Origin of the sequence: Agrobacterium sp. CNPSo 3708, assembly GCF_028674915.1 — a bacterium.
Taxonomy (GTDB): domain Bacteria; phylum Pseudomonadota; class Alphaproteobacteria; order Rhizobiales; family Rhizobiaceae; genus Agrobacterium; species Agrobacterium cavarae.
The window spans coordinates 1-23086 of record NZ_JAQZSF010000013.1; the positions used below are offsets into that span (position 1 = coordinate 1).

Here is a 23086-nt window from a genome sequence, read left to right on the forward strand (position 1 = left end):
CGTGATCGCGGCAGTCAAAGACGTCTTGCCGTGGTCAACGTGACCGATCGTGCCGATGTTGACGTGCGGCTTATTCCGCTCAAACTTGCTCTTTGCCATTAGTGGCTCTCCATCTTGTCCCTAAGCGGGAATAAACTCTAAATCTCGTTTGGGGCGTACCCCGATCACTTCTGACCGGAGTACTTTGCCTGGATGTCGGCAGCAACGTTGCTTGGAACCGGCGCATAGTGATCGAAGGTCATCGAGTACTGTGCACGGCCCTGAGACATCGAACGAAGGTTGTCGACGTACTTGAACATGTTGGCCAGCGGAACGTGAGCACTGATCACGATGGTGATACCACGCGATTCCTGACCCTGAATCTGACCGCGACGCGAGTTCAGATCGCCGATCACGTCACCGACGTAATCTTCAGGTGTCACAACTTCGACCTTCATCATCGGCTCGAGAAGCTGTGCGCCAGCCTTCTTTGCTGCTTCACGGAAGCAGGCACGCGATGCGATTTCGAACGCCAGAACAGACGAGTCAACATCGTGGTAAGCACCATCGATGAGAGTTGCCTTGACACCCAGCATCGGGAAGCCAGCCAGAGGACCGGAAGACAGAACGCTTTCGATACCCTTCTGAACGCCTGGGATGTATTCCTTCGGAACAGCACCACCAACGATCTTGGACTCGAACTTGAAGTCTTCGCCGTCTGGGTTCGGTTCGAAGATGATCTTGACACGAGCGAACTGACCGGTACCACCGGACTGCTTCTTGTGGGTATAATCTTCTTCGTGCAGCTTCGTGATCGTTTCGCGGTAAGCAACCTGCGGAGCACCGACGGTGGCTTCAACCTTGAACTCGCGACGCATACGGTCGACGAGAATGTCGAGGTGAAGTTCGCCCATGCCAGCTATGATCGTCTGACCGGATTCTTCGTCCGTCTTGACGCGGAACGAAGGATCTTCAGCAGCCAGGCGGTTGAGCGCGAGGCCCATCTTTTCCTGGTCGCCCTTGGTCTTCGGTTCGATCGCGATCTGGATGACCGGCTCAGGGAATTCCATGCGCTCGAGGATAACCGGCTTCAACGGATCGCAAAGCGTGTCGCCCGTTGTGGTTTCCTTGAGGCCAGCCAGAGCAACGATGTCGCCTGCAAAGGCTTCTTCGATGTCTTCACGGCTGTTGGAGTGCATCTGAAGCATACGGCCGACGCGCTCGCGCTTGTCCTTAACCGTGTTGATGACAGATGTGCCCTTCTCGAGCTTGCCCGAGTAGATACGTGCGAAGGTGAGCGAACCGACGAAGGGGTCGTTCATGATCTTGAACGCGAGCATGGAAAGCGGCTCGGAATCGTCAGCATGACGCTCGATTTCGGCTTCCGTCTTGAAGTCGATGCCCTTGATCGCCGGAATGTCCAGCGGAGAAGGCAGGTAGTCGACAACGGCGTCGAGAAGCGGCTGAACGCCCTTGTTCTTAAACGCGGTACCGCAGAACATCGGGTGGAACTTCACGTCGATGGTGCCGCGGCGAACGAGCGAACGGATCTTTTCGTTGTCCGGGTAGTTGCCTTCGAGGTAGGCTTCCATCGCTTCTTCGTCGATCTCGACAACAGTCTCGATCAGCTTTTCGCGATATTCTTCAGCCTTGGCCTTCATGTCTTCCGGAATTTCGACGACGTCCCACTGGGCGCCGAGCGATTCATCGCGCCAGATGAGAGCATTCATCTCGATCAGGTCGATAACGCCCTTGAATTCTGTTTCTGCGCCGATCGGCAGCTGCATGACGACGGCAGTGGCACCGAGGCGGGTCTTGATCATTTCTACCGAGCGGTAGAAGTCAGCGCCCGTCTTGTCCATCTTGTTGCAGAAGATCATACGCGGAACGTTGTACTTCTCTGCCTGACGCCAGACGGTTTCCGTCTGCGGCTCAACACCGGCGTTGGCATCGAGCAGCGCGATAGCGCCGTCGAGAACGCGCAGCGAACGCTCGACTTCGATGGTGAAGTCAACGTGGCCGGGGGTGTCGATGATGTTGAAACGACGCATCTTGCCATCGCGACCCTTCCAGAAGGTCGTGGTCGCAGCAGAGGTGATCGTGATGCCACGCTCCTGTTCCTGCTCCATCCAGTCCATCGTGGCTGCGCCATCGTGAACTTCACCGATCTTGTGCGACTTACCGGTGTAATAGAGGATACGCTCGGTGGTGGTCGTCTTACCGGCGTCGATATGCGCCATGATACCGAAGTTACGGTAATCTTCGATTTTATATTCGCGAGCCATAATGGACTGCCTTTCGATCTTCGACCGTTGAGATTACCAGCGGTAGTGCGAGAATGCGCGGTTAGCATCAGCCATCTTGTGCGTGTCTTCACGCTTCTTGACAGCAGATCCGCGGTTGTTCGCAGCGTCCATGAGTTCGCCGGAGAGGCGATCGACCATGGTCGTTTCGTTGCGCTTGCGCGCAGCAGCGATCAGCCAACGGATGGCGAGAGCCTGGCGGCGCTCCGGACGAACGTCGACCGGAACCTGGTATGTCGCACCACCAACGCGGCGAGAACGGACTTCAACATGCGGGGCGACGTTGTCGAGAGCGGAATGGAACACGCCGAGCGGCTCCTGCTTCGTCTTGCCCTGCACGGCGTCGAACGCGCCGTAAACGATGCTTTCGGCGACAGACTTCTTGCCGTGAAGCATGATGGCATTCATGAACTTGGTGACGACCAGATCGCCGAACTTCGGGTCCGGATTGATCTCACGCTTTTCTGCACTATGGCGACGGGACATACTCTTTGTCTCTCATATGTTATTGACGCTAAACCACGCGGAGAACCTCGCGCAGCGCCGAATTGTTATTGCCGAATTACTTCGGACGCTTTGCACCGTACTTCGAACGGCGCTGCTTGCGGTTCTTGACGCCCTGGGTATCGAGAACACCGCGGATGATGTGGTAACGAACGCCCGGCAAGTCCTTGACGCGGCCGCCACGGATCATGACAACGGAGTGTTCCTGAAGGTTGTGACCTTCACCAGGAATGTAACCGATGACTTCGAAGCCGTTGGTGAGGCGGATCTTGGCAACCTTACGAAGAGCCGAGTTCGGCTTCTTTGGGGTCGTCGTGTAAACGCGGGTGCAAACGCCACGCTTCTGTGGGTTTTCCTGCAGAGCAGGAACCTTATTGCGCTTTACCTGTGCCTGACGCGGCTTACGGATCAGCTGGTTTACGGTAGGCATATAACCATCCCTTGCAAAAACTACTTTAGCCACCCTTTCGGGTGGCGGCTACGCCGTTTCCGGCAACGAAGCACGCATATCCTCATGCGCAAAACGTGGCCCGATCCGGTTTCCACGGATGGACCACCAAGAGCAGAGGACGTAAAGACATACGTCTTGCGTGCAACAATCGTGTCTCGTACGTGTTTTGGACCCCTGTTTGAAGTGATCTCCAGGACGAGTCGTCCCAGATGGCCAGACTTCACATCGGCTCCGATGGCGGGCGTACTACTGTCTTAGCCCGCTGTCGTCAAGGGTAAATCCGAATTTTGTCCCCGCGCGGCAGGCGTGAACGCCTTGCATTACGGGATATTGAAAGCCTTTTATCACAAAGCCCCTGCCCTCACCATTGTTTTTCACCTTCCGCCCTTTGGCTTTTCACAAAAGCCGTCTATTGATTCCCTGAAGCACCGCCTGTCCCAAGATCAGGGCCCTGCTGGTTGCAACATGTGGCAGGCGTGGAGGTTAGATGGATTGGCCTCAGGCACCTCCTCCACCAAGGACAAAAGGAATCGCGTCATGATCACCGAACCCGACAACGACAATGGACGCGACGAGGCTATGGTCTTCGTCATCATCGGCAAGGCCTATGAGCGCGAAGGCGAAGACGGCATCGACATCCACGTCATCCTCCAGGCGCCGGACGACGACACCGCAGTGCGCGAAGCTCTGAATGCGCTGTCGGAAGAAGGCTTCCTCGAAGCCGACCTCGACCAGATCGGCATGATCACCGAAGTGCCGGACGAAGAACCCCATGCGTCTGCCTATCAGGGCGCACTGGAAGGCGAAGTCTCTATTATCCGCTTTGCTTGAAATTGAGCTGGGCGCGCAACACCGCGCCCCTCTCTCTCTCTGCCTGCAGTCAACAGACGCTTCGCAGCATCATCTCCAGACCGAGCAACACCAGCATCACCAGAAAGCAGCGCTTGAAGGTCGCCGGATTGAACGCCTTCCTGAGCCGTTGTCCAGCCACCATGCCGAGCAGCGCCGGTAAGACGGCCAGAGCCGACAGGCCCGCCTCTCCCACTTGAAATGCGCCGTGTGAGACGAGCCCGATCGCCAGTGCGATCGTGGAGACGGTGAAAGACAGGCCGAGAGCCTGAACCAGATCGTCCTTCTCAAAGCCAAGCGATTGCAGATATGGAACGGCAGGAATGACGAACACGCCCGTCGCGCCGGTAATCAGCCCCGTCAGGATTCCCACCAGAGGCGAAAGCCATCGCTCATGCGCAGGCTGAACGCGATAGGGTTTAGCCTGCAGCGTGTAGATCGCATAGATGGTCAGCGTCGCACCGAGTGCGAGCGTGCTCCATCCAGCGCCCTCACCCGTCAACATCGAGGCCGTGGCAACCGTGCCGAACAGAAGCCCCGCCATCATCGTCCACAGACGGCGCAAGATCGGCATCACATTCATGCCGGCCATCAACTGCCAAACATTGGTGAGCAAGGATGGAACGATCAGCAGCGATGCAGCGACCAGGGGTGACAGCACTCCGCCAAGGATTCCCATCGCAACCGTCGGCAGGCCCATCCCCGTCACGCCCTTGACGAGACCAGCAGAGAAGAAGGTGGCTGCAATGACAAACAATATTGAAACGGAGTAGTCGCTCATTGCTCCGTCATAGCCCGGGCTCCAGCTTCCACAATGCGGCATTGCCTTGACCAGCCTTCGGCTGGACCGAAGGCTCATTTGCCCGTAAGCTTCTCTCCATGCGCTTTGACCTCACCGACCTTCGCCTGTTCCTTGCCGTTGCCGACGCTGGCAGCATCACCCATGGCGCGCAGGAGATCGGACTCTCTCTGGCTGCAGCAAGCGACCGGCTGCGCGAGATGGAGCTTGCGGGCGGCGTTTCGCTGTTGGAAAGAGGTCGGCGCGGCATCCGCCTGACGGAGGCTGGCGAGACGCTTTCCCATCACGCCCGCCAGATCATCGGCCACGTCGCGCTGATGCGCGCCGATCTCGGGCAATTCGCCAAAGGCCTGCGGGCAACGATCCGTATGGCCGTCAATACGGCGGCCATGGTGGACACTCTGCCGCAGCGCCTGACACCATGGCTCGCGGACCATCCACAGGTCGATATCGATCTTCGCGAACGTCAAAGCCATGAGATTTCCCGCAGTGTCACGGCAGGCTTTTCCGATATCGGTATCTTATCCGATGAGGCAGCACACGAGGCGCTTGTTTTCAAACCCTTCGCTACCAGTCAACTCGCCATTGTCAGCGCCAAGTCTCACAGGCTGGCAAACGAAAAGCAGGTGCGCTTCGAGAGCCTGACCGACGACTATTTCATCGGGCTGAAGGACGGAGCCTTGCAGGCCCATATCGAGTCCCAGGCGGAAAAGATCGGCGCGCGTTTGCGCTACCGTATCAGCCTGCGGACCTACGAAAGCATCTGCCGTGCCACAAGCGCGGGCCTCGGCATCGCCATCGTTCCATCCATCATCGCTCACCACTGCAAACGAAATTATCCCTTGTCCGTCACGCCGTTAGCGGACGCATGGGCGCGACGCAATCTCGTGGTCTGTATTGCCAGGGACGCAGAGCAGACGCCGCTGGTCCGAGACCTGTTCGAGCATCTGTCCGCATGAAACGCAAAGACGCCACAGCATTGGCTGGAAAATCAGAGCCGATTTTCTCAAAGCACGATGCATAGAGTCTAGGAGATAGAACATCCTTGGGCATCCGAGATGACCCACGGCGCTCTATCGATCCAACTGGATGACTCTATCCGGCGAAAGCGCCCTCACGAACGCCTCGTCGTGACTGATAGCCAGGACGGCTCCGTCATAGGCTGCCAGTGCCGCCTCAAGCGCTGCGATCCCGTCCAGATCGAGATGATTGGTAGGCTCGTCGAGGATCAGCAGTTGCGGCGGTGTCACGGCGCCAAGCGTGCAGGCGAGCCCCGCCCGCAAGCGTTCGCCGCCGCTCAAACTGGCAGCCTTGCGTAACGCATCGTCCGCGCGAAATTTGAACCGGGCAAGCGCCGCATAAGCCTCTTCATCGAGCGCGGATGCGTGCGTCCGGCGGAAATTCTCAAGCAAGGTCAGATTATCGCGAATAGACTGGACATGCTGGTCCAAAACGGCAAACGGGACCCGCATATCCACCACGCCCTCGAAGGGTGCCATCTCGCCAGAAATCATCTTCAGCAGTGTGGTCTTCCCGCTGCCATTTGGTCCGGCAAGCACGACGCGTTCCGGCCCGGTGATGGACAAGGAGAGGCCGCGGATGACGGGCTGCGATCGATCGTATCCGCCGGTGACGCCGTCGAGCCGCAAGACAATCTTGCCTGCGACCAGGCGGGTTGAGGGGATGTCCATCCGGATCGGCTGAAGCACCTCTATTCGGGACCGTGCGGACGATAGCGCTGCCTCCGCCGCCTCACGTCGGGCGTCGCGCAAGCGCGTGCCTGCTGCACCGGACGCTTCAGCCCGACCCTTCGCTGCATCCATCAATATTTTCGGCTGATCGCCTCTGCTCCGGCTCTTTGCCCCGGCACTGTCCTTGCGTGCCTTCCGCTCGGCTGCTTGCTGCGCGCGTTGCGCCGCCTCACGACCTGCCCTTTCCGCATGCGACAGGTCATGTGTCGCCGCATCCAGTTCCAACTGCTTGAGCGCACGATACGCGCTGTAATTCCCGCCATAACGAGACATGCCGAGCGTTGTCAGTTCGGCAATGGCATCCATCTCTTCCAGCAATTCACGATCATGGCTGACGACGATGGCGCCGCGCCGCCAGTGACGCAAAAGCTCGATCACCATATCCCGCCCTGCCCGGTCGAGATTATTGGTTGGCTCGTCAAGCAGAAGAAAATCCGGCTCGGCCATCGTGATCGCCGCGAGTGCAGCTCGCACGCGCTGCCCGCCGGAAAGCGTGGCAAGCGGCGTATCTGGAGCCGCACAAAGACTATAATGCTCGAGCGCCGCTTCCATCCTGGCGCCAGCCGTCCAGTCCGCTTCGGCCAGTTCGTCGACACTCGCCTGCCCCGCGGCCGCACGTTCGAGCAGCGCCAGCGCCTCCCGCAAACCGAAGAGATCCGCAAGCGTCGCATCGGGCCCAGTCATCCCGTCCTGGCGCATCAGCGCAACCGTGCCAGACAAGGCGACACGACCGGCATAGGGCATCATGTTGCCGGCGATCACGTGCAAGAGCGTCGTTTTGCCCACGCCGTTGCGCCCGACGAGCCCGATACGCTCACAGGTAAAACTGAAATCGATGTTGGTGAAAAGCCGTTTGCCGTCAGACTTGATGCAGGACAGACCGGAAAGAGAAATCGACGAAGCCATGGGATAAAACATCTCGCTGCAGAACCAAAGGGAAAGTGGTTGCGAGTGTCAAATCCATCGTCGTCATGTCTCCTCTATTGAAGTGCCCTCAAGATAGGGCCGTTAACCCGATCGTTCAAGTCACATCAATTTGCGCGCCCTCCAAGGAGGAATCCGGCGATCTGGGGCCACCGTGCAAAAACAAAAAAACGCCCGGATTGCTCCGGGCGTTTGTATCTCCACGAGCGCGACCCTCTCACGAGGTGCCTGCGCTGACTGCCTTACTCGGCAGCCGGTGCCTTGTCCGTCATGTCCTGCAGCATCTGGTTTGCGGAAGCAGAGCCAGTGCTCTTCTTGCGCTCCTCGATGATGAGGTCGTCGCGGGTCGTCGCGATGCGGCGGATCTGCGTCATGGTGCCGCCGGTACCAGCCGGGATGAGGCGGCCGACGATGACGTTTTCCTTGAGGCCCTGCAGCGTGTCCGTCTTGCCGGCAATTGCAGCTTCCGTGAGAACCTTTGTGGTTTCCTGGAACGAAGCAGCCGAGATGAAGGACGGCGTCTGCAGCGATGCCTTGGTGATACCGAGAAGAACCGGTTCGCCATAGGCAGGCTTCTTGCCTTCTTCGATCAGACGATCGTTGTTGTCTTCCATCTCGATGCGGTCGACGTTGTCGCCCACGATGTACTGGCTGTCGCCGGCATCCGTGATCTCAACCTTCTGCAGCATCTGACGAACGATCACTTCGATGTGCTTGTCGTTGATGACAACGCCCTGCAGACGATAGACTTCCTGGATTTCGTTCACGAGGTAGGAAGCGAGTGCTTCCACGCCCTTGATCGCCAGAATGTCGTGCGGTGCCGGGTTGCCGTCGAGAATGTACTCGCCCTTCTCGATGTAGTCGCCTTCCTGAAGATGGAAGGGCTTGCCCTTCGGGATCAGGTATTCGACTGGCTCGACGCCGTCTTCCGCAGGCTCGATCTGAACACGGCGCTTGTTCTTGTAGTCGCGGCCGAGACGGATCGTACCATCGATTTCAGCGATGATAGCGTGATCCTTCGGACGACGCGCTTCGAAGAGTTCGGCAACGCGCGGCAGACCACCGGTGATGTCCTTGGTCTTGGCGCTTTCCAGCGGCGAACGTGCAAGCACGTCACCCTGGAAGACCTTCTGACCAGGCTCGACCGACAGAATGGCATCCACCGAGAGCTGGAAGCGGGCTTCGCCGCCACGAGACAGCTTGGCAACTGCACCGGACGCATCCTTGATCACGATCGAAGGCTTCAGATCTGAACCACGTGGTGTCGAACGCCAGTCGATAACCTGACGCTTGGTGATACCGGTGGATTCGTCGGTCGCTTCGAGAACGGAGAGACCATCGACCAGATCTTCGAAGTGAACAGTACCTTCCACTTCCGTCATCATTGGACGGGTGTAAGGGTCCCACTCTGCCAGACGCTGACCGCGCTTGACCTTGTCGCCATCATCCACGAACAGCTTCGAACCATAGGCGACGCGCTGCGAAGAACGCTCGACGCCACGCTCATCGAGGATGGTGACCGACATGTTGCGGCCCATGGCGATGAGAACACCTTCCGACGAGCGGAGGATGTTGCGGTTCTTGATCTGGATCGTGCCTTCGTAGGACGCTTCCAGGAACGACTGGTCAACCACGTTGGCCGTACCACCAAGGTGGAACGTACGCATGGTCAACTGCGTGCCTGGCTCACCGATCGACTGAGCGGCGATAACGCCGACGGCTTCGCCCATATTGACAGGCGTACCGCGTGCAAGGTCACGACCGTAGCAGACGCCGCAGACACCAACCTGGATTTCGCAGGTCAGAGCCGAACGGATGCGAACGGACTGGATGCCAGCCTTTTCGATCACGGCAACGTCGGCTTCATCGATCAGCGTGCCGGCCTTGACGATGTTCTCGCCAGTAACCGGGTTGTCGATGTCATCGAGCGATGTACGACCGAGAATACGGGCGCCGAGCGAAGCAACGACCTGACCGGCATCGACGATGGCAGTCATGGTGAGGCCCTTGTCGGTGCCGCAATCACGAGAGTTGACGATGCAGTCCTGCGCAACGTCGACGAGACGACGTGTCAGGTAACCGGAGTTCGCCGTCTTCAAGGCGGTGTCTGCAAGACCCTTACGGGCACCGTGGGTCGAGTTGAAGTACTCGTTAACGGTCAGGCCTTCTTTGAAGTTCGAGATGATCGGCGTCTCGATGATCTCGCCAGATGGCTTGGCCATAAGGCCGCGCATACCGCCAAGCTGACGCATCTGGTTCGGTGAACCGCGGGCACCCGAGTGGCTCATCATGTAGATGGAGTTCATCGGCTTCTGGCGGCCCGTATCCGGGTCGAATTCCACAGCCTTAATGCGCGCCATCATTTCTTCGGCGACCTTTTCAGTCGCCTTGCCCCAGGCGTCGACAACCTTGTTGTACTTTTCGCCCTGGGTGATGAGACCGTCATTGTACTGCTGCTCGTATTCCTTCACCAGGGATTCGGTGTCGCCAACGATCTTTGCCTTGGTGTCCGGAATGATCATGTCGTCCTTGCCGAACGAAATGCCGGCGCGGCAGGCATGGGTGAAGCCGAGCTGCATGATGCGGTCACAGAAAATGACCGTGTCCTTCTGGCCGCAATGACGGTAGACCGTGTCGATCATCTTGGAGATGTTCTTCTTGGTCATTTCCTGGTTGCAGGTCTCGAAAGGCACGTTCACATTCTTCGGCAGAAGTTCGCCGATGATCATGCGTCCAGGTGTCGTTTCGTAGATCTTGGACACCAACTTGCCGTCGGCATCGATCGTCTTGAAGCGGCCACGGATTTTCGCGTGCAGCGTCACGACCTTGTTTTCCAGAGCATGATGCAGTTCGCCCATGTCGGAGAAGGCCATGCCTTCGCCGGGCTCGCGCTCGTTCATGATCGAGAGGTAGTAAAGGCCGAGAACCATGTCCTGCGAAGGAACGATGATCGGTGCGCCGTTTGCCGGGTGCAGAATGTTGTTGGTCGACATCATCAGCACGCGTGCTTCCAGCTGCGCTTCAAGCGACAGCGGAACGTGCACGGCCATCTGGTCACCGTCGAAGTCGGCGTTGAACGCCGTGCAGACGAGCGGATGCAGCTGGATGGCCTTGCCTTCGACCAGCGTGGGTTCGAAAGCCTGGATGCCCAGACGGTGCAGCGTCGGTGCGCGGTTCAGAAGAACCGGATGCTCGCGGATGACCTCGTCGAGGATATCCCAGACTTCCGGCTTTTCCTTTTCAACCAGCTTCTTGGCCTGCTTGACGGTGGAGGAATAACCCTTGGCGTCAAGGCGGGCATAGATGAACGGCTTGAACAGTTCGAGCGCCATCTTCTTTGGCAGGCCGCACTGATGCAGCTTCAGTTCCGGACCGGTCACGATGACCGAACGGCCGGAATAGTCGACGCGCTTGCCGAGAAGGTTCTGACGGAAGCGGCCCTGCTTGCCCTTGAGCATGTCGGACAGCGACTTCAGCGGACGCTTGTTGGCACCCGTGATGACGCGGCCGCGACGGCCGTTGTCGAACAGCGCGTCAACGGATTCCTGCAACATACGCTTTTCGTTGCGGATGATGATGCCCGGTGCGCGAAGCTCGATAAGGCGCTTCAGACGGTTGTTACGGTTGATGACGCGACGATAGAGATCGTTGAGGTCAGACGTCGCAAAGCGACCGCCATCCAGCGGAACCAGCGGACGCAGGTCCGGCGGGATCACCGGAACGACCTTCATGATCATCCATTCCGGACGGTTACCGGATTCCATGAAGTTCTCGACGATCTTCAGGCGTTTCATCAGCTTCTTCTGCTTGAGATCCGAGGTGGTCTCAGCAAGATCGGAACGCAGATCGCCAGCGATCTTTTCGAGGTTCATCGAAGCGAGCATTTCATAGATCGCTTCAGCACCGATCATCGCGGTGAACTGGTCTTCACCGAATTCATCGACGGCAATCATGTACTCTTCTTCGGACAGAAGCTGGTTCTGCTTCATAGAAGTCAGGCCAGGCTCGGTCACGATGTAGTTTTCGAAGTAGAGAACGCGCTCTACATCCTTCAGCGTCATGTCGAGCAAGGTCGAGATACGCGAAGGCAGCGACTTCAAGAACCAGATATGGGCAACGGGAGCAGCAAGCTCGATATGGCCCATGCGCTCACGACGAACGCGCGACAGCGTCACTTCAACGCCGCACTTTTCGCAGATGATGCCCTTGTACTTCATGCGCTTGTACTTACCGCACAGGCACTCATAGTCCTTGATCGGTCCGAAAATGCGCGCGCAGAACAGGCCATCACGCTCAGGCTTGAACGTACGGTAGTTGATGGTTTCCGGCTTCTTGATCTCGCCGTAAGACCACGACAGGATTTTCTCCGGCGAAGCAATCGAAATCCGGATGGAATCGAAATGCTGCGCGGGCACCTGCGGGTTGAAAAGATTCATGACCTCTTGGTTCATGCCTTGTCTCCTTAAGGGGATGGAGCCCCTTGCTTGCATCTGGCGCGATCTTTCCCGGGCTGACCGGCCAGTGCTTCAAACATGGATCTATCCGCAAAATGCGGCGAAAGTGTCCGCCCACGAACACGCATCCGTGAGCGAAGCTGGCAGGCGCTCATTTCGAAGCGCCTGCCTTTTCTGATCTTATTCCGCCGCGTCAGGCAGCTGATCGGCAGCCTGCTGCTCTTCGAGCTTGGAGTTTTCCAGCTCGACGGAGAGACCCAGAGACCGCATTTCCTTGACGAGAACGTTGAAGCTCTCCGGAATACCGGCTTCGAAGGTGTCGTCGCCACGGACGATCGCTTCGTAAACCTTGGTGCGGCCCGCCACGTCGTCCGACTTGACGGTGAGCATTTCCTGCAGCGTGTAGGCGGCGCCGTAAGCTTCCAGAGCCCAGACTTCCATTTCCCCGAAGCGCTGACCGCCGAACTGCGCCTTGCCGCCCAGTGGCTGCTGGGTAACGAGCGAGTAAGGACCGATCGAGCGAGCGTGGATCTTGTCGTCGACAAGGTGGTTCAGCTTGATCATGTACATGTAGCCGACAGTCACCTTGCGGTCGAAAGCCTCACCCGTACGTCCGTCATAGAGAACCGACTGACCGGACTCATTCAGACCGGCGCGCTTCAGCATGGAAGCAACGTCAGGCTCATGCGCTCCGTCGAAGACCGGCGTTGCGATGGAGACGCCCTTGCGGGACTGTTCTGCCAGGCGCAGCAGCGCATCGTCGTCAAAGGATGATACTTCATCCTTCGCTTCGGAGGCGTAGACTTCCGTCAGTTCCTTCTTCAGGTCGGTGATGTCCATCGTCTTGCGATACTCGTCGAGCAGATCGCCGATCTTCTTGCCCATACCGGCGCAAGCCCATGCGAGGTGCGTTTCGAGAATCTGACCGACGTTCATGCGCGAAGGCACGCCCAGCGGGTTCAAGCAGATGTCGACATGCGTACCGTCTTCCAGGAACGGCATGTCTTCGACAGGCACGATACGCGAGACAACGCCCTTGTTACCGTGACGGCCAGCCATCTTGTCGCCCGGCTGGATCTTGCGCTTCACAGCAACGAAGACCTTGACCATCTTCATGACGCCCGGAGGCATTTCGTCGCCGCGCTGGACCTTCTCGACCTTGTCCATGAAGCGCTGTTCAAGGCGCGACTTGGACTCGTCGTACTGACCCCGCAGAGCTTCGATCTCGGACTGAACCTTCTCGTCCTCGACCGCGAACATCCACCACTGCGAGCGGGGATATTCGGAGACGACGGCGTTGGAAAGTTCAACACCCTTCTTGAAGCCCTTCGGACCGGCAATCGAAACCTGACCACGCAGCATGTCGACCAGACGGCCATAGACGTTACGGTCCAGAATGGCCTGTTCGTCGTCGCGGTCCTTGGCCAGGCGCTCGATTTCCTCGCGCTCGATAGCCATTGCACGTTCGTCCTTTTCGACGCCGTGACGGTTGAACACGCGAACTTCGACGACCGTACCGAACGTGCCCGGAGGCATGCGCATGGAGGTGTCGCGAACGTCGGAAGCCTTTTCACCGAAGATGGCGCGCAGAAGCTTTTCTTCCGGCGTCATCGGGCTTTCGCCCTTCGGCGTGATCTTGCCGACGAGGATATCGCCGGGCTGAACTTCCGCACCGATGTAGACGATACCGGCTTCGTCGAGGTTCTTCAGCGCTTCTTCCGAAACGTTCGGAATGTCGCGCGTGATTTCTTCCGGACCAAGCTTGGTGTCGCGGGCCATCACTTCGAATTCTTCGATATGGATGGAGGTGAACACGTCGTCGGAGACGATGCGCTCGGACATCAGGATCGAGTCTTCGTAGTTGTAGCCGTTCCATGGCATGAACGCGACGAGCGCGTTACGGCCAAGTGCCAGGTCACCGAGATCGGTCGAAGGACCGTCCGCGATGATGTCGCCCTTGTTCAGAACGTCGCCGACGGAAACCAGCGGACGCTGGTTGACGCAGGTATTCTGGTTGGAACGCTGGAACTTCTGCAGGCGGTAGATGTCAACGCCGGACTTGCCAGCATCGAGATCTTCCGTTGCACGGATAACGATACGTGTCGCATCCACCTGGTCGACCACGCCGCCACGACGGGCTGCGATAGCAGCGCCGGAGTCACGGGCAACGATCGGCTCCATGCCGGTACCGACGAACGGTGCTTCGGCGCGCAGGAGCGGAACGGCCTGACGCTGCATGTTCGAGCCCATGAGAGCGCGGTTGGCGTCGTCGTTTTCCAGGAACGGAATGAGAGCCGCGGCGACCGAAACCAGCTGCTTCGGCGAAACGTCCATCAGGTTGATGTTGTCACGCGGGGCCAGCATAACTTCGCCCGCATGACGGCAAACCACGAATTCTTCCGTGAATGCGCCTTCAGCGTCGAGCTCGGCATTGGCCTGCGCAACGTAATACTTCGCCTCTTCCATAGCGGAGAGGTAGATCACGTCGGTGGTAACCTTGCCGTCCACGATCTTGCGGTACGGGCTTTCGATGAAGCCGTACTTGTTGACGCGGGCGAATGTCGCCAGGCTGTTGATCAGACCGATGTTCGGGCCTTCCGGCGTTTCGATCGGGCAAATACGGCCGTAGTGGGTCGGGTGAACGTCGCGGACTTCGAAGCCTGCGCGCTCGCGGGTCAGACCGCCCGGTCCAAGAGCCGAAAGACGACGCTTGTGGGTGATTTCCGAAAGCGGGTTCACCTGGTCCATGAACTGTGACAGCTGCGAGGAACCGAAGAATTCACGAACGGCAGCAGCGGCCGGCTTCGCATTGATCAGATCCTGCGGCATCACGGTGTCGATTTCGATCGAGGACATACGTTCCTTGATCGCGCGTTCCATGCGCAGAAGACCCAGACGATACTGGTTCTCCATCAACTCGCCGACGGACCGAACACGGCGGTTGCCGAGGTTGTCGATGTCGTCGATTTCGCCCTTGCCGTCACGCAGCTCGACCAGCATCTTGACCACCGCCAGGATGTCGTCCTTGCGCAGCGTGCGCACGGTGTCTTCCACGTCGAGATCGAGACGCATGTTCATCTTGACGCGACCGACGGCCGAAAGGTCGTAACGCTCGGAGTCGAAGAACAGCGAGTTGAACATGGCTTCCGCAGAATCCATGGTCGGCGGTTCACCTGGACGCATCACGCGGTAGATGTCGAACAGAGCGTCCTGACGGTTCTCGTTCTTGTCTGCAGCAAGCGTGTTGCGGATATAGGCGCCAACATTGACGTGGTCGATGTTGAGGACAGAGATCTCGTCGAAGCCATGGCCAAGAATGACGGTCAGCGACTTGTCATCGATTTCGTCGCCGGCTTCGAGATAGATTTCACCCGTCTCGTAGTTGACGATGTCTTCGGCAAGGAAGTTGCCGTACAGGTCTTCGTCGCTGGCCTTGAGAGCCTTCAGGCCCTTGTCCGTCAGCTGACGCAGCAGGCGCGGGGTCAGCTTCTTGCCACCTTCGACAACGACTTCGCCGGTATCGGCGTCGATCATGTCGGTGATGACCTTGGCGTTCTTCAGCGTCTCGGGCTGGAAAGGAATGCGCCAGCCGTCAGCTTCGCGAGTGTAAGTCGCCTTGGTGTAGAACGTCGACAGGATTTCTTCGCCATCCATGCCAAGCGCCATGAGCAGCGACGTGACGGGAAGCTTGCGGCGACGGTCGATACGAGCGAACACGACATCCTTGGCGTCGAATTCGATATCGAGCCAGGAACCGCGATAAGGGATGACGCGCGCAGCAAAGAGCAGCTTGCCGGAAGAGTGGCTCTTGCCCTTGTCGTGATCGAAGAAGACGCCCGGCGAACGGTGCATCTGAGACACGATGACGCGCTCGGTACCGTTGACGATGAACGTGCCGTTATTGGTCATGAGCGGCATGTCGCCCATGTAGACGGACTGTTCCTTGATGTCCTTGATGGACTTCGCGCCTGTATCCTCGTCGATATCGAACACGATGAGGCGCAGCGTCACCTTGAGCGGCGCTGCGTAGGTCAGATCGCGCTGACGGCATTCCTCGACGTCGAACTTCGGTGCCTCGAATTCGTAAGATACGAATTCCAGCATGGACGCGCCGGAGAAGTCGGTGATCGGGAATACGGATTTGAATACGGCATTCAATCCCTCGTCGGGACGTCCGCCCTTGGGCTCGTCAACCATGAGGAATTGGTCATACGAAGCCTTCTGAACCTCGATGAGGTTCGGCATTTCCGCTACTTCTGGAATTCTGCCGAAAAACTTGCGTACGCGCCTACGACCGTTAAACGAAAGGGTCTGAGCCATCGTCGCTCCTTTAAAATTGCATCCGGGCCTGCAACGGACGGGAACCGATGGCCAGTCGACCCCGTCGAATAATGGGTAAAATCAATCTCGTTCCACTTCCCGGATCGATCAGGCCGGATTGCCTGATGAGCCGGTTCGGAACCATTCTCTTGAAGAACCCATTACCCAAGAACCGTTTTCAGGCGGTTCTTGGGTAATCGGTTTCAAACAGAGCGACAACGGGAGAAGGATTTTCCTTCTCCCGCCAGCAATCGCAAGATTACTTAACGTCGACCTTAGCGCCGGCGTCTTCGAGCTTCTTCTTGAGGTCAGCAGCTTCAGCCTTGGAAACAGCTTCCTTAACAGGCTTCGGCGCGCCTTCAACGAGGTCCTTAGCTTCCTTCAGGCCGAGGCCGGTGATAGCGCGGACTTCCTTGATGACGTTGATCTTGTTGGCGCCAGCGTCAACCAGGATCACGTCGAACTCGGTCTTTTCTTCTTCAGGAGCAGCAGCAGCAGCACCGCCGCCAGCAGCAGCAACTGCTACAGGAGCAGCAGCCGAAACGCCCCACTTCTCTTCGAGCAGCTTGGAAAGCTCAGCAGCTTCCAGAACGGTCAGCGAGGAGAGGTCTTCTACGATCTTTGCGAGATCAGCCATTTTTCAGTTCCTTTAATTCGGTTCGAACCGGTTTGAATATTTACAGCGAAAAACCGCCTTAAGCGGCTTCGTCCTTCTTGGAGTAAGCCGAGAACACACGAGCAAGCTGGCTTGCAGGTGCTGCCACAACCGTTGCGATGCGCGTTGCCGGGGCATTGAGAAGGCCCAGCAGCTTTGCACGCAGCTCGTCCAGCGAAGGCAGGGTCGCAAGCGACTTGACTGCATCTGCTGTCAGCGTGGTTGCGCCCATGGCGCCGCCCAGTACAACGACCTTGTCGTTGGTCTTGGCGAAGTCCATGACGACTTTCGGAGCAATCATAGGGTCAGTGCTGTATGCAATCAGCGTCTGTCCCTTGAAGAGATCTGACATCCCTTCCGACTCCGTACCCTGAAGAGCGATCTTGGCCAGGCGGTTCTTCGCGACCTTGACGGTGCCGCCAGCAGCACGCATTTTCGAACGAAAATCGTTCATCTGCGCAACTGTGACACCAGCATAGTGGGCCACGACAACTGAACCGGAAGCCTTGAAGACTTCGTTCAGCTCCGTGACGAATTCGCGTTTTTCCGCTCTTTCCACTGTCTGTCTCCAGTAGATGACTACACATTGAATGTGTACCCATCGGGTTTGCCTTTGCCTCAAGGAATTTCGTTGCCGAAATCCCAAGCGACGCTTGAGGATCCTGTCCCCCGCTCTGTCGCCGCAAACGGCTTCAGGCACAGGCACATCAGGTTCGAACCGGATTATTTAGCATCGTCTCGATGCGAAAATCCGGGCTCTTACCCGTCTCATGCAGGTTGAATGATTAAGGCCAATATCCCGAGAGATACCGACCACCTGCAATCTCGGACAGGAATTCCGGGTTGCCCCGGAAATTTCCGGCCCTTGCGAGCCGGAAATCTGTGTTGCCGCGCCTCATGTGAAGCGCGGCGAATGGATTAGGCCGTAACCGACGAAGGGTCGATCTTGAAGCCTGGGCCCATGGTGGAGGAGATGGCTACGCGCTTGACGTAGTTGCCCTTTGCACCCGTAGGCTTGGCCTTGATGACGGCGTCAGCAAAAGCCTTGATGTTTTCTTCCAGCGCCTTGGCATCGAACGAAGCCTTGCCAACGCCAGCGTGAACGATACCGGCCTTTTCGACGCGGAACTCGACAGCGCCGCCCTTGGAAGCCTTGACGGCACCAGCGACATCCATCGTAACCGTACCGACCTTCGGGTTCGGCATCATGCCGCGCGGGCCGAGAACCTTGCCGAGACGACCGACGAGCGGCATCATGTCAGGGGTCGCGATAACGCGGTCGAAATCGATCTTGCCGCCCTGAACCGTTTCCAGCAGATCTTCGGCACCAACGATGTCCGCACCAGCAGCCTTGGCTTCGTCAGCCTTGGCGCCACGGGCAAAGACAGCAACGCGAACGTCGCGGCCTGTGCCGTTCGGCAGGTTGACAACGCCACGAACCATCTGGTCGGCGTGACGCGGGTCAACGCCGAGGTTCATTGCAACTTCGATGGTCTCGTCGAACTTGGCGACAGCCCGTTCCTTAACCATCGAAATGGCATCGGTCAGGCCGTAGAGCTTGTTCGGGTCAACACCTTCACGGATCTTCTGTACGCGCTTTGCAAGCTTAGCCATGATCAACCTACCACTTCCAGGCCCATGGCGCGGGCGGAGCCCTCAACCATTGCCATTGCGCCTTCGATATCGGCTGCGTTCAGATCCTTCATCTTGGCTTCTGCGATCGTCTTGACCTGAGCCTTGGTGATGGAGCCGACCTTGGCGCCCTTGCCAGGCGTCTTGGAACCGGAGGTGATCTTAGCTTCCTTCTTCAGCCAATAGGTCATTGGCGGCTGCTTCATCGCGAAGGTGAAGGACTTGTCCTGGTAATAGGTGATGACGACCGGGATCGGCATACCCTTTTCCATTTCCTGCGTGGCGGCATTGAACGCCTTGCAGAATTCCATGATGTTAATGCCACGCTGACCAAGCGCAGGTCCGATTGGCGGGGACGGGTTGGCCGATCCTGCCTTCACCTGCAACTTGAGCTGGCCTGCAACTTTCTTAGCCATTTCTCTCTGCCTCTCAAATCGAACCGGTTGCCCGGCCCATATGCCGGAAAATCCGGCGGCTGCGGTTGCGTGGTTCGATCCCTGCCCCGGCTTAAGAGCCAGACGATCTTCCACGCGTTCTGCGACCATGGCCGCATTCCATCAGGCTTTCAAAGCAAGTACTTGCTCGACATTCCTGATGTATTTGATGAAGGGCACGAAAGCCCCTCGAAACTTGATCAGACCTTTTCGACCTGATTGTACTCCAGCTCCACCGGAGTAGCGCGACCGAAGATCGAGACCTCGACCTTAAGACGCGAGCGCTCTTCATCGACGTCCTGAACAACACCGTTGAACGATGCAAACGGACCGTCGGAGACGCGAACCTGCTCGCCGATTTCGAACGATACCGAAGACTTCGGACGCTCGACGCCCTCCTGAACCTGACCGAGAATACGGTCGGCCTCGGAGTCGGGGATCGGAACCGGCTTGTTGTCGGAACCGAGGAAGCCGGTGACTTTCGGCGTATTCTTGATGAGGTGATAGGCCTCATCCGTCAGGTTGGCGCGCACCAGCACGTAACCTGGAAAGAACTTACGTTCGCTATCGACCTTGCGACCGCGACGCACCTCGACGACCTTTTCAGTCGGAACGAGGATTCTCTCGAACAAATGGTCCAGACCCTTCTGGCGAACCTTTTCTTCGATCGATTCAGCAACCTTCTTCTCGAAATTCGAGTAGGCCTGAACGATATACCAACGCGCTGCCATTATAGTTCTCCGTTCGATTCGTTAGCGGCCGACGTTCAGCACGAGGCTGAGCAACCAGCCGATGAGCTGATCTGCCGCAAAGAAGAACAGAGCCGCAAAAATGACCATAACCAGCACCATTGCCGTGGAAATCATGGTCTCGCGGCGCGATGGCCATGTGATCTTCGACGCTTCGGCGCGCACCTGCTGCAGAAACGTAAACGGATTGGTTTTGGATGCCATTGACTGCCCACGCAATTACGGCGCGTAAAGCCGATACTAATCAGCCCCACGCACCGCGTGTCTGTTTTGACCCTACATAAACGCCGATTCCCATTTTAACAAGAGGAAATCGACATTCGGCGAATTCGCCGGATAACCGGCACCCCATCCGCCATGCAGCGAAGTTGCGCGCTTGCGAGTGAGGAAGTGGCAGGGGCAGAGGGGCTCGAACCCCCGACCTGCGGTTTTGGAGACCGCCGCTCTACCAACTGAGCTATACCCCTTTAAGACCAGCCCAGACTCAGCTTAACGCCTCGCCCGTGCGGTGTGCGCCTCCTTTAAGGCGATGCGCCAAGATTGGCAAGGGTATTTTTGCTTTTTTCCTCGATCCCACGATCCACAGGCAGGTCCAGGAAGAAGACGTGTGAAAACACGCTGTCGCACACGTATAATTTAACTTACTAAAATATTAACAGAGTATTTACAAAATATAAACGCGTTTAAATAGAAATTTTTGAATATCGGCGTGAACCAAACCGAGTATTGCCTCGTTATGGCATCGTCTTGTTACGTCTGTCTTCAGGCCGCGAGACAAACGCCGCTCGAATGAGTTGTAGCGGCGCTTCAGACTTCATTCTGCTGCAGGAAGATATGATGGCTTCCCGCGCGCTTTCCGGCGGTGCGGGTGTCCAGGTCATGCTGGTCGGTCGCATTAGTGCTCCTCGTTCATCTGCGGCTAAGAGACATGATAAATCAACTGCAACATATGAAGACCTCTCTCAAGATCACGATCACCTTCGCGATCCTCATCGTTGTCGCGGCAACGGTCAGCTTTCTTAATTTTCGCAGCATTCATTTCATCGACAAGACGAATGGCTGGATCCAACACACCAATGAAGTCTACCGGGCGACGAACAGCATTCTCGTTGCTATCGTCAATCAGGAAACGGGATTGCGCGGCTATCTCATCGCCGGCAAGGACGAGTTCCTCGATCCCTATCGTGGCGGGATCAAGGACTACGAAGCTGGGCTAGCCAAGGTAAAGGAATTGACCGCGGACAACCCCGTCCAGCAGCAAAGGCTTGCTGCGCTTGACGAACAGGCCAGCGCTTGGCGCACAAACATAGCAGAAAAAGAGATTGCACTGATGCGCAATGCGGCCACCGCCGAGGAGGCAAGAGCGCTCGAGGCTCAAGGTGCGGGCAAATCTTATATGGACAATATCCGCAGCACCATTGGGGCCATTCAGGAAACTGAGCGAGCCCTGATGACGACACGAAACGCAGATGGCGATGCGGCGGTTACCAATTCAGACTGGGTGAACCTTGCTGGTCTGATCGGCCTTACGGGTTTCGCTGTGTTTGGTGGCTTCGCGCTGTATCGGGGCATTGCCGAACCGGTTGGCAGTTCCACGGCTGTCATGCGTAAGCTCGCCGAAGGCGATCTCGACGTGGATGTGCCATTCACCGAACTGAAGAACGAACTCGGTGAGATGGCGCGTGCTGTCGAGGTCTTCAAGCAGAACGCCATCAAGGTGCGTGAGATGAACGCCCAGGAGGCAGCGCTGCAGGCAAAGAGCGCAGATCTCCAATCCAATATCGGTGAGGTGGTCTCGGCAGCCGTGGCCGGCGACTTCACCAAGCGCATTACCAAGAACTACAACAATGTCGATCTCGACAGGTTCGCAGCTCAGGTCAACGAGTTGGTCGCCTCCGTCGATCGCGGTGTTGCAGAAACCCGCCGTGTCATCTCCGCCCTTTCGGACGGCGATCTGACGGCAGGCATGCATGGTGACTTCCAGGGTGCGTTTGCCGAACTTCGAGACAACGTCAACCACACCATGGCAAACCTTCGCCACCTTCTCGGTCAGGTTCGCGTCGCAATCGAAACCATCAATGGTGGCGCAGGCGAGATGCGCACAGCCTCCGGCGAGTTGTCCAAGCGCACCGAGCAGCAGGCTGCCTCTCTCGAAGAGACCTCAGCGGCTCTGGAAGAAATCACCGCAGCGGTGAAGAACTCCACCGAGCGCGCCACCGAGGCCAGCCTTATGGTTGACGAGGCACGCCGTTCGACCGAACAGTCCAGCGCCGTCGTGCAGAATGCGGTCTCCGCCATGGGCCGCATCGAACAGGCGTCTGGTGAGATTGGCCAGATCATCAACGTTATCGATGAGATTGCCTTCCAGACAAATCTGCTCGCGCTCAACGCGGGCGTCGAAGCGGCGCGCGCTGGCGACGCTGGCAAGGGCTTTGCCGTTGTTGCCCAGGAGGTTCGCGAGCTGGCGCAACGCTCCGCCAACGCTGCGAAGGAAATAAAGACGCTGATCTCCCGCTCCGGCGATGAGGTTCAGTCTGGCGTCAAGCTGGTCACGGCGACGGGCGAAGCCCTCGGCCAGATCCAGAACCATGTGGTCAAGATCAACGAGCACGTTCACTCGATCGCCACCGCAGCTCGGGAGCAGTCCACTGGACTGTCGGAGGTCAACACCGCCGTCAACCATATGGACCAGATGACGCAGCAGAATGCCGCCATGGTGGAGGAATCAACGGCCTCCTCCAATCGTCTGGCCGATGAGGCATCCAACCTCGCCCGCCTCATCACCCGCTTCAAGCTGGACGATACGGCCCCTGCCCTTCGCGCCGCATCGCTCGATGCAACGCCGGTCCTTTCTCCCGCCCGCGCACTGGGCGGCAGGTTGACCAAAGCGTTTGGCGGAAGAACAGCTGTTGCTGCTGCTCCAGGTCAGTGGGAAGAGTTCTGAAAACGATAGTAGCAACGCTGGTCCGCAACAAAGCGGACTGGCGGTGCTGACAGAATGGGTTTTTCGACAAACGCCCGGTGGCCTCCCACCGGGCGTTTTTGCTTGAATGCGAAGTGCGACGCGGATGGGGATCCGGCAAATGGTCAGCCGTCACATCCGGTAGTGACAGATCCCGTGTACCCAAAAAGCAAAAGCCCCGCTGTCGCCAGCGGGGCTTTGTCAAATCCCTTGCGGGAAAAGATTACTCGATGATCGAGGCAACGATGCCGGCGCCGACGGTACGGCCGCCTTCGCGGATAGCGAAGCGCAGCTTTTCTTCCATCGCGATCGGAACGATC

General features: G+C 57.8%; 17 protein-coding genes, 1 tRNA gene and 1 pseudogene. 3 read left to right on the top strand and 16 right to left on the bottom strand.

Features of this window, described 5'->3' with window-relative positions; all coding sequences use genetic code 11:
* The 4 genes from PVA19_RS21975 to rpsL all read right to left on the bottom strand — a co-directional run.
* Positions 1-99, bottom strand: a 99-nt coding sequence (locus tag PVA19_RS21975) for a GTP-binding protein (protein ID WP_141681087.1), incomplete at its 3' end; no start/stop codon positions are given.
* A gap of 65 nt (positions 100-164) precedes the next feature.
* Positions 165-2264, bottom strand: coding sequence for an elongation factor G (fusA, locus tag PVA19_RS21980; protein WP_062425164.1), 2100 nt, complete (start codon positions 2262-2264; stop codon positions 165-167).
* 33 nt (positions 2265-2297) lie between these two features.
* Positions 2298-2768, bottom strand: coding sequence for a 30S ribosomal protein S7 (gene rpsG, locus PVA19_RS21985; protein ID WP_062425165.1), 471 nt, complete (start codon positions 2766-2768; stop codon positions 2298-2300).
* Between the two features lie 76 nt (positions 2769-2844).
* On the bottom strand, positions 2845-3216 hold the full coding sequence (rpsL, locus tag PVA19_RS21990) for a 30S ribosomal protein S12 (protein ID WP_003507760.1): 372 nt from the start codon (positions 3214-3216) through the stop codon (positions 2845-2847).
* A gap of 558 nt (positions 3217-3774) precedes the next feature.
* On the opposite strand from rpsL, the gene PVA19_RS21995 reads away from it, so the two are divergent.
* Positions 3775-4068 (top strand): hypothetical protein, encoded by a 294-nt coding sequence (locus tag PVA19_RS21995; RefSeq protein WP_062425175.1) that lies wholly within the window; start codon positions 3775-3777, stop codon positions 4066-4068.
* Between the two features lie 49 nt (positions 4069-4117).
* Here PVA19_RS21995 and PVA19_RS22000 read toward each other — a convergent pair whose 3' ends face one another.
* Positions 4118-4867 (bottom strand): sulfite exporter TauE/SafE family protein, encoded by a 750-nt coding sequence (locus PVA19_RS22000; RefSeq protein ID WP_274104252.1) that lies wholly within the window; start codon positions 4865-4867, stop codon positions 4118-4120.
* 98 nt (positions 4868-4965) lie between these two features.
* On the opposite strand from PVA19_RS22000, the gene PVA19_RS22005 reads away from it, so the two are divergent.
* The gene (locus tag PVA19_RS22005; protein ID WP_274104240.1) at positions 4966-5844 is read left to right on the top strand and encodes a LysR family transcriptional regulator; all 879 of its coding nucleotides are present in this window, start codon (positions 4966-4968) and stop codon (positions 5842-5844) included.
* Positions 5845-5958: 114 nt separating this feature from the next.
* Here the strand turns inward: PVA19_RS22005 and PVA19_RS22010 are convergent, their stop codons facing one another.
* From PVA19_RS22010 to PVA19_RS22055, 10 genes are all read right to left on the bottom strand, one after another.
* Positions 5959-7542 carry an ABC-F family ATP-binding cassette domain-containing protein gene (locus tag PVA19_RS22010; protein WP_274104242.1) on the bottom strand — a complete coding sequence of 528 codons (1584 nt, stop codon included), beginning with the start codon at positions 7540-7542 and terminating at the stop codon, positions 5959-5961.
* Between the two features lie 260 nt (positions 7543-7802).
* Positions 7803-12011: a DNA-directed RNA polymerase subunit beta' gene (gene rpoC, locus PVA19_RS22015; RefSeq protein WP_274104243.1), complete on the bottom strand. Its 4209-nt coding sequence runs from the start codon at positions 12009-12011 to the stop codon at positions 7803-7805.
* Positions 12012-12194: 183 nt separating this feature from the next.
* Positions 12195-16334 (bottom strand): DNA-directed RNA polymerase subunit beta, encoded by a 4140-nt coding sequence (gene rpoB, locus PVA19_RS22020; RefSeq protein ID WP_062439234.1) that lies wholly within the window; start codon positions 16332-16334, stop codon positions 12195-12197.
* Positions 16335-16593: 259 nt separating this feature from the next.
* Positions 16594-16971: a 50S ribosomal protein L7/L12 gene (gene rplL / locus PVA19_RS22025; protein ID WP_062425171.1), complete on the bottom strand. Its 378-nt coding sequence runs from the start codon at positions 16969-16971 to the stop codon at positions 16594-16596.
* A 58-nt stretch (positions 16972-17029) separates the two neighbouring features.
* Positions 17030-17548 (bottom strand): 50S ribosomal protein L10, encoded by a 519-nt coding sequence (rplJ, locus tag PVA19_RS22030; protein WP_062425172.1) that lies wholly within the window; start codon positions 17546-17548, stop codon positions 17030-17032.
* Positions 17549-17907: 359 nt separating this feature from the next.
* Positions 17908-18603 carry a 50S ribosomal protein L1 gene (rplA, locus tag PVA19_RS22035; RefSeq protein WP_062425173.1) on the bottom strand — a complete coding sequence of 232 codons (696 nt, stop codon included), beginning with the start codon at positions 18601-18603 and terminating at the stop codon, positions 17908-17910.
* 2 nt (positions 18604-18605) lie between these two features.
* The gene (rplK, locus tag PVA19_RS22040; RefSeq protein ID WP_006316435.1) at positions 18606-19037 is read right to left on the bottom strand and encodes a 50S ribosomal protein L11; all 432 of its coding nucleotides are present in this window, start codon (positions 19035-19037) and stop codon (positions 18606-18608) included.
* 218 nt (positions 19038-19255) lie between these two features.
* On the bottom strand, positions 19256-19786 hold the full coding sequence (nusG, locus tag PVA19_RS22045) for a transcription termination/antitermination protein NusG (RefSeq protein WP_062425174.1): 531 nt from the start codon (positions 19784-19786) through the stop codon (positions 19256-19258).
* Positions 19787-19807: 21 nt separating this feature from the next.
* The gene (secE, locus tag PVA19_RS22050) at positions 19808-20008 is read right to left on the bottom strand and encodes a preprotein translocase subunit SecE (RefSeq protein ID WP_003523719.1); all 201 of its coding nucleotides are present in this window, start codon (positions 20006-20008) and stop codon (positions 19808-19810) included.
* Between the two features lie 187 nt (positions 20009-20195).
* Positions 20196-20271, bottom strand: a tRNA-Trp gene (locus PVA19_RS22055).
* A gap of 461 nt (positions 20272-20732) precedes the next feature.
* Here PVA19_RS22055 and PVA19_RS22060 point away from each other — a divergent pair.
* Positions 20733-22748, top strand: coding sequence for a methyl-accepting chemotaxis protein (locus PVA19_RS22060; protein ID WP_274104251.1), 2016 nt, complete (start codon positions 20733-20735; stop codon positions 22746-22748).
* 241 nt (positions 22749-22989) lie between these two features.
* Here PVA19_RS22060 and PVA19_RS22065 read toward each other — a convergent pair.
* Positions 22990-23086, bottom strand: a pseudogene (locus PVA19_RS22065) (elongation factor Tu); the annotation flags it as partial.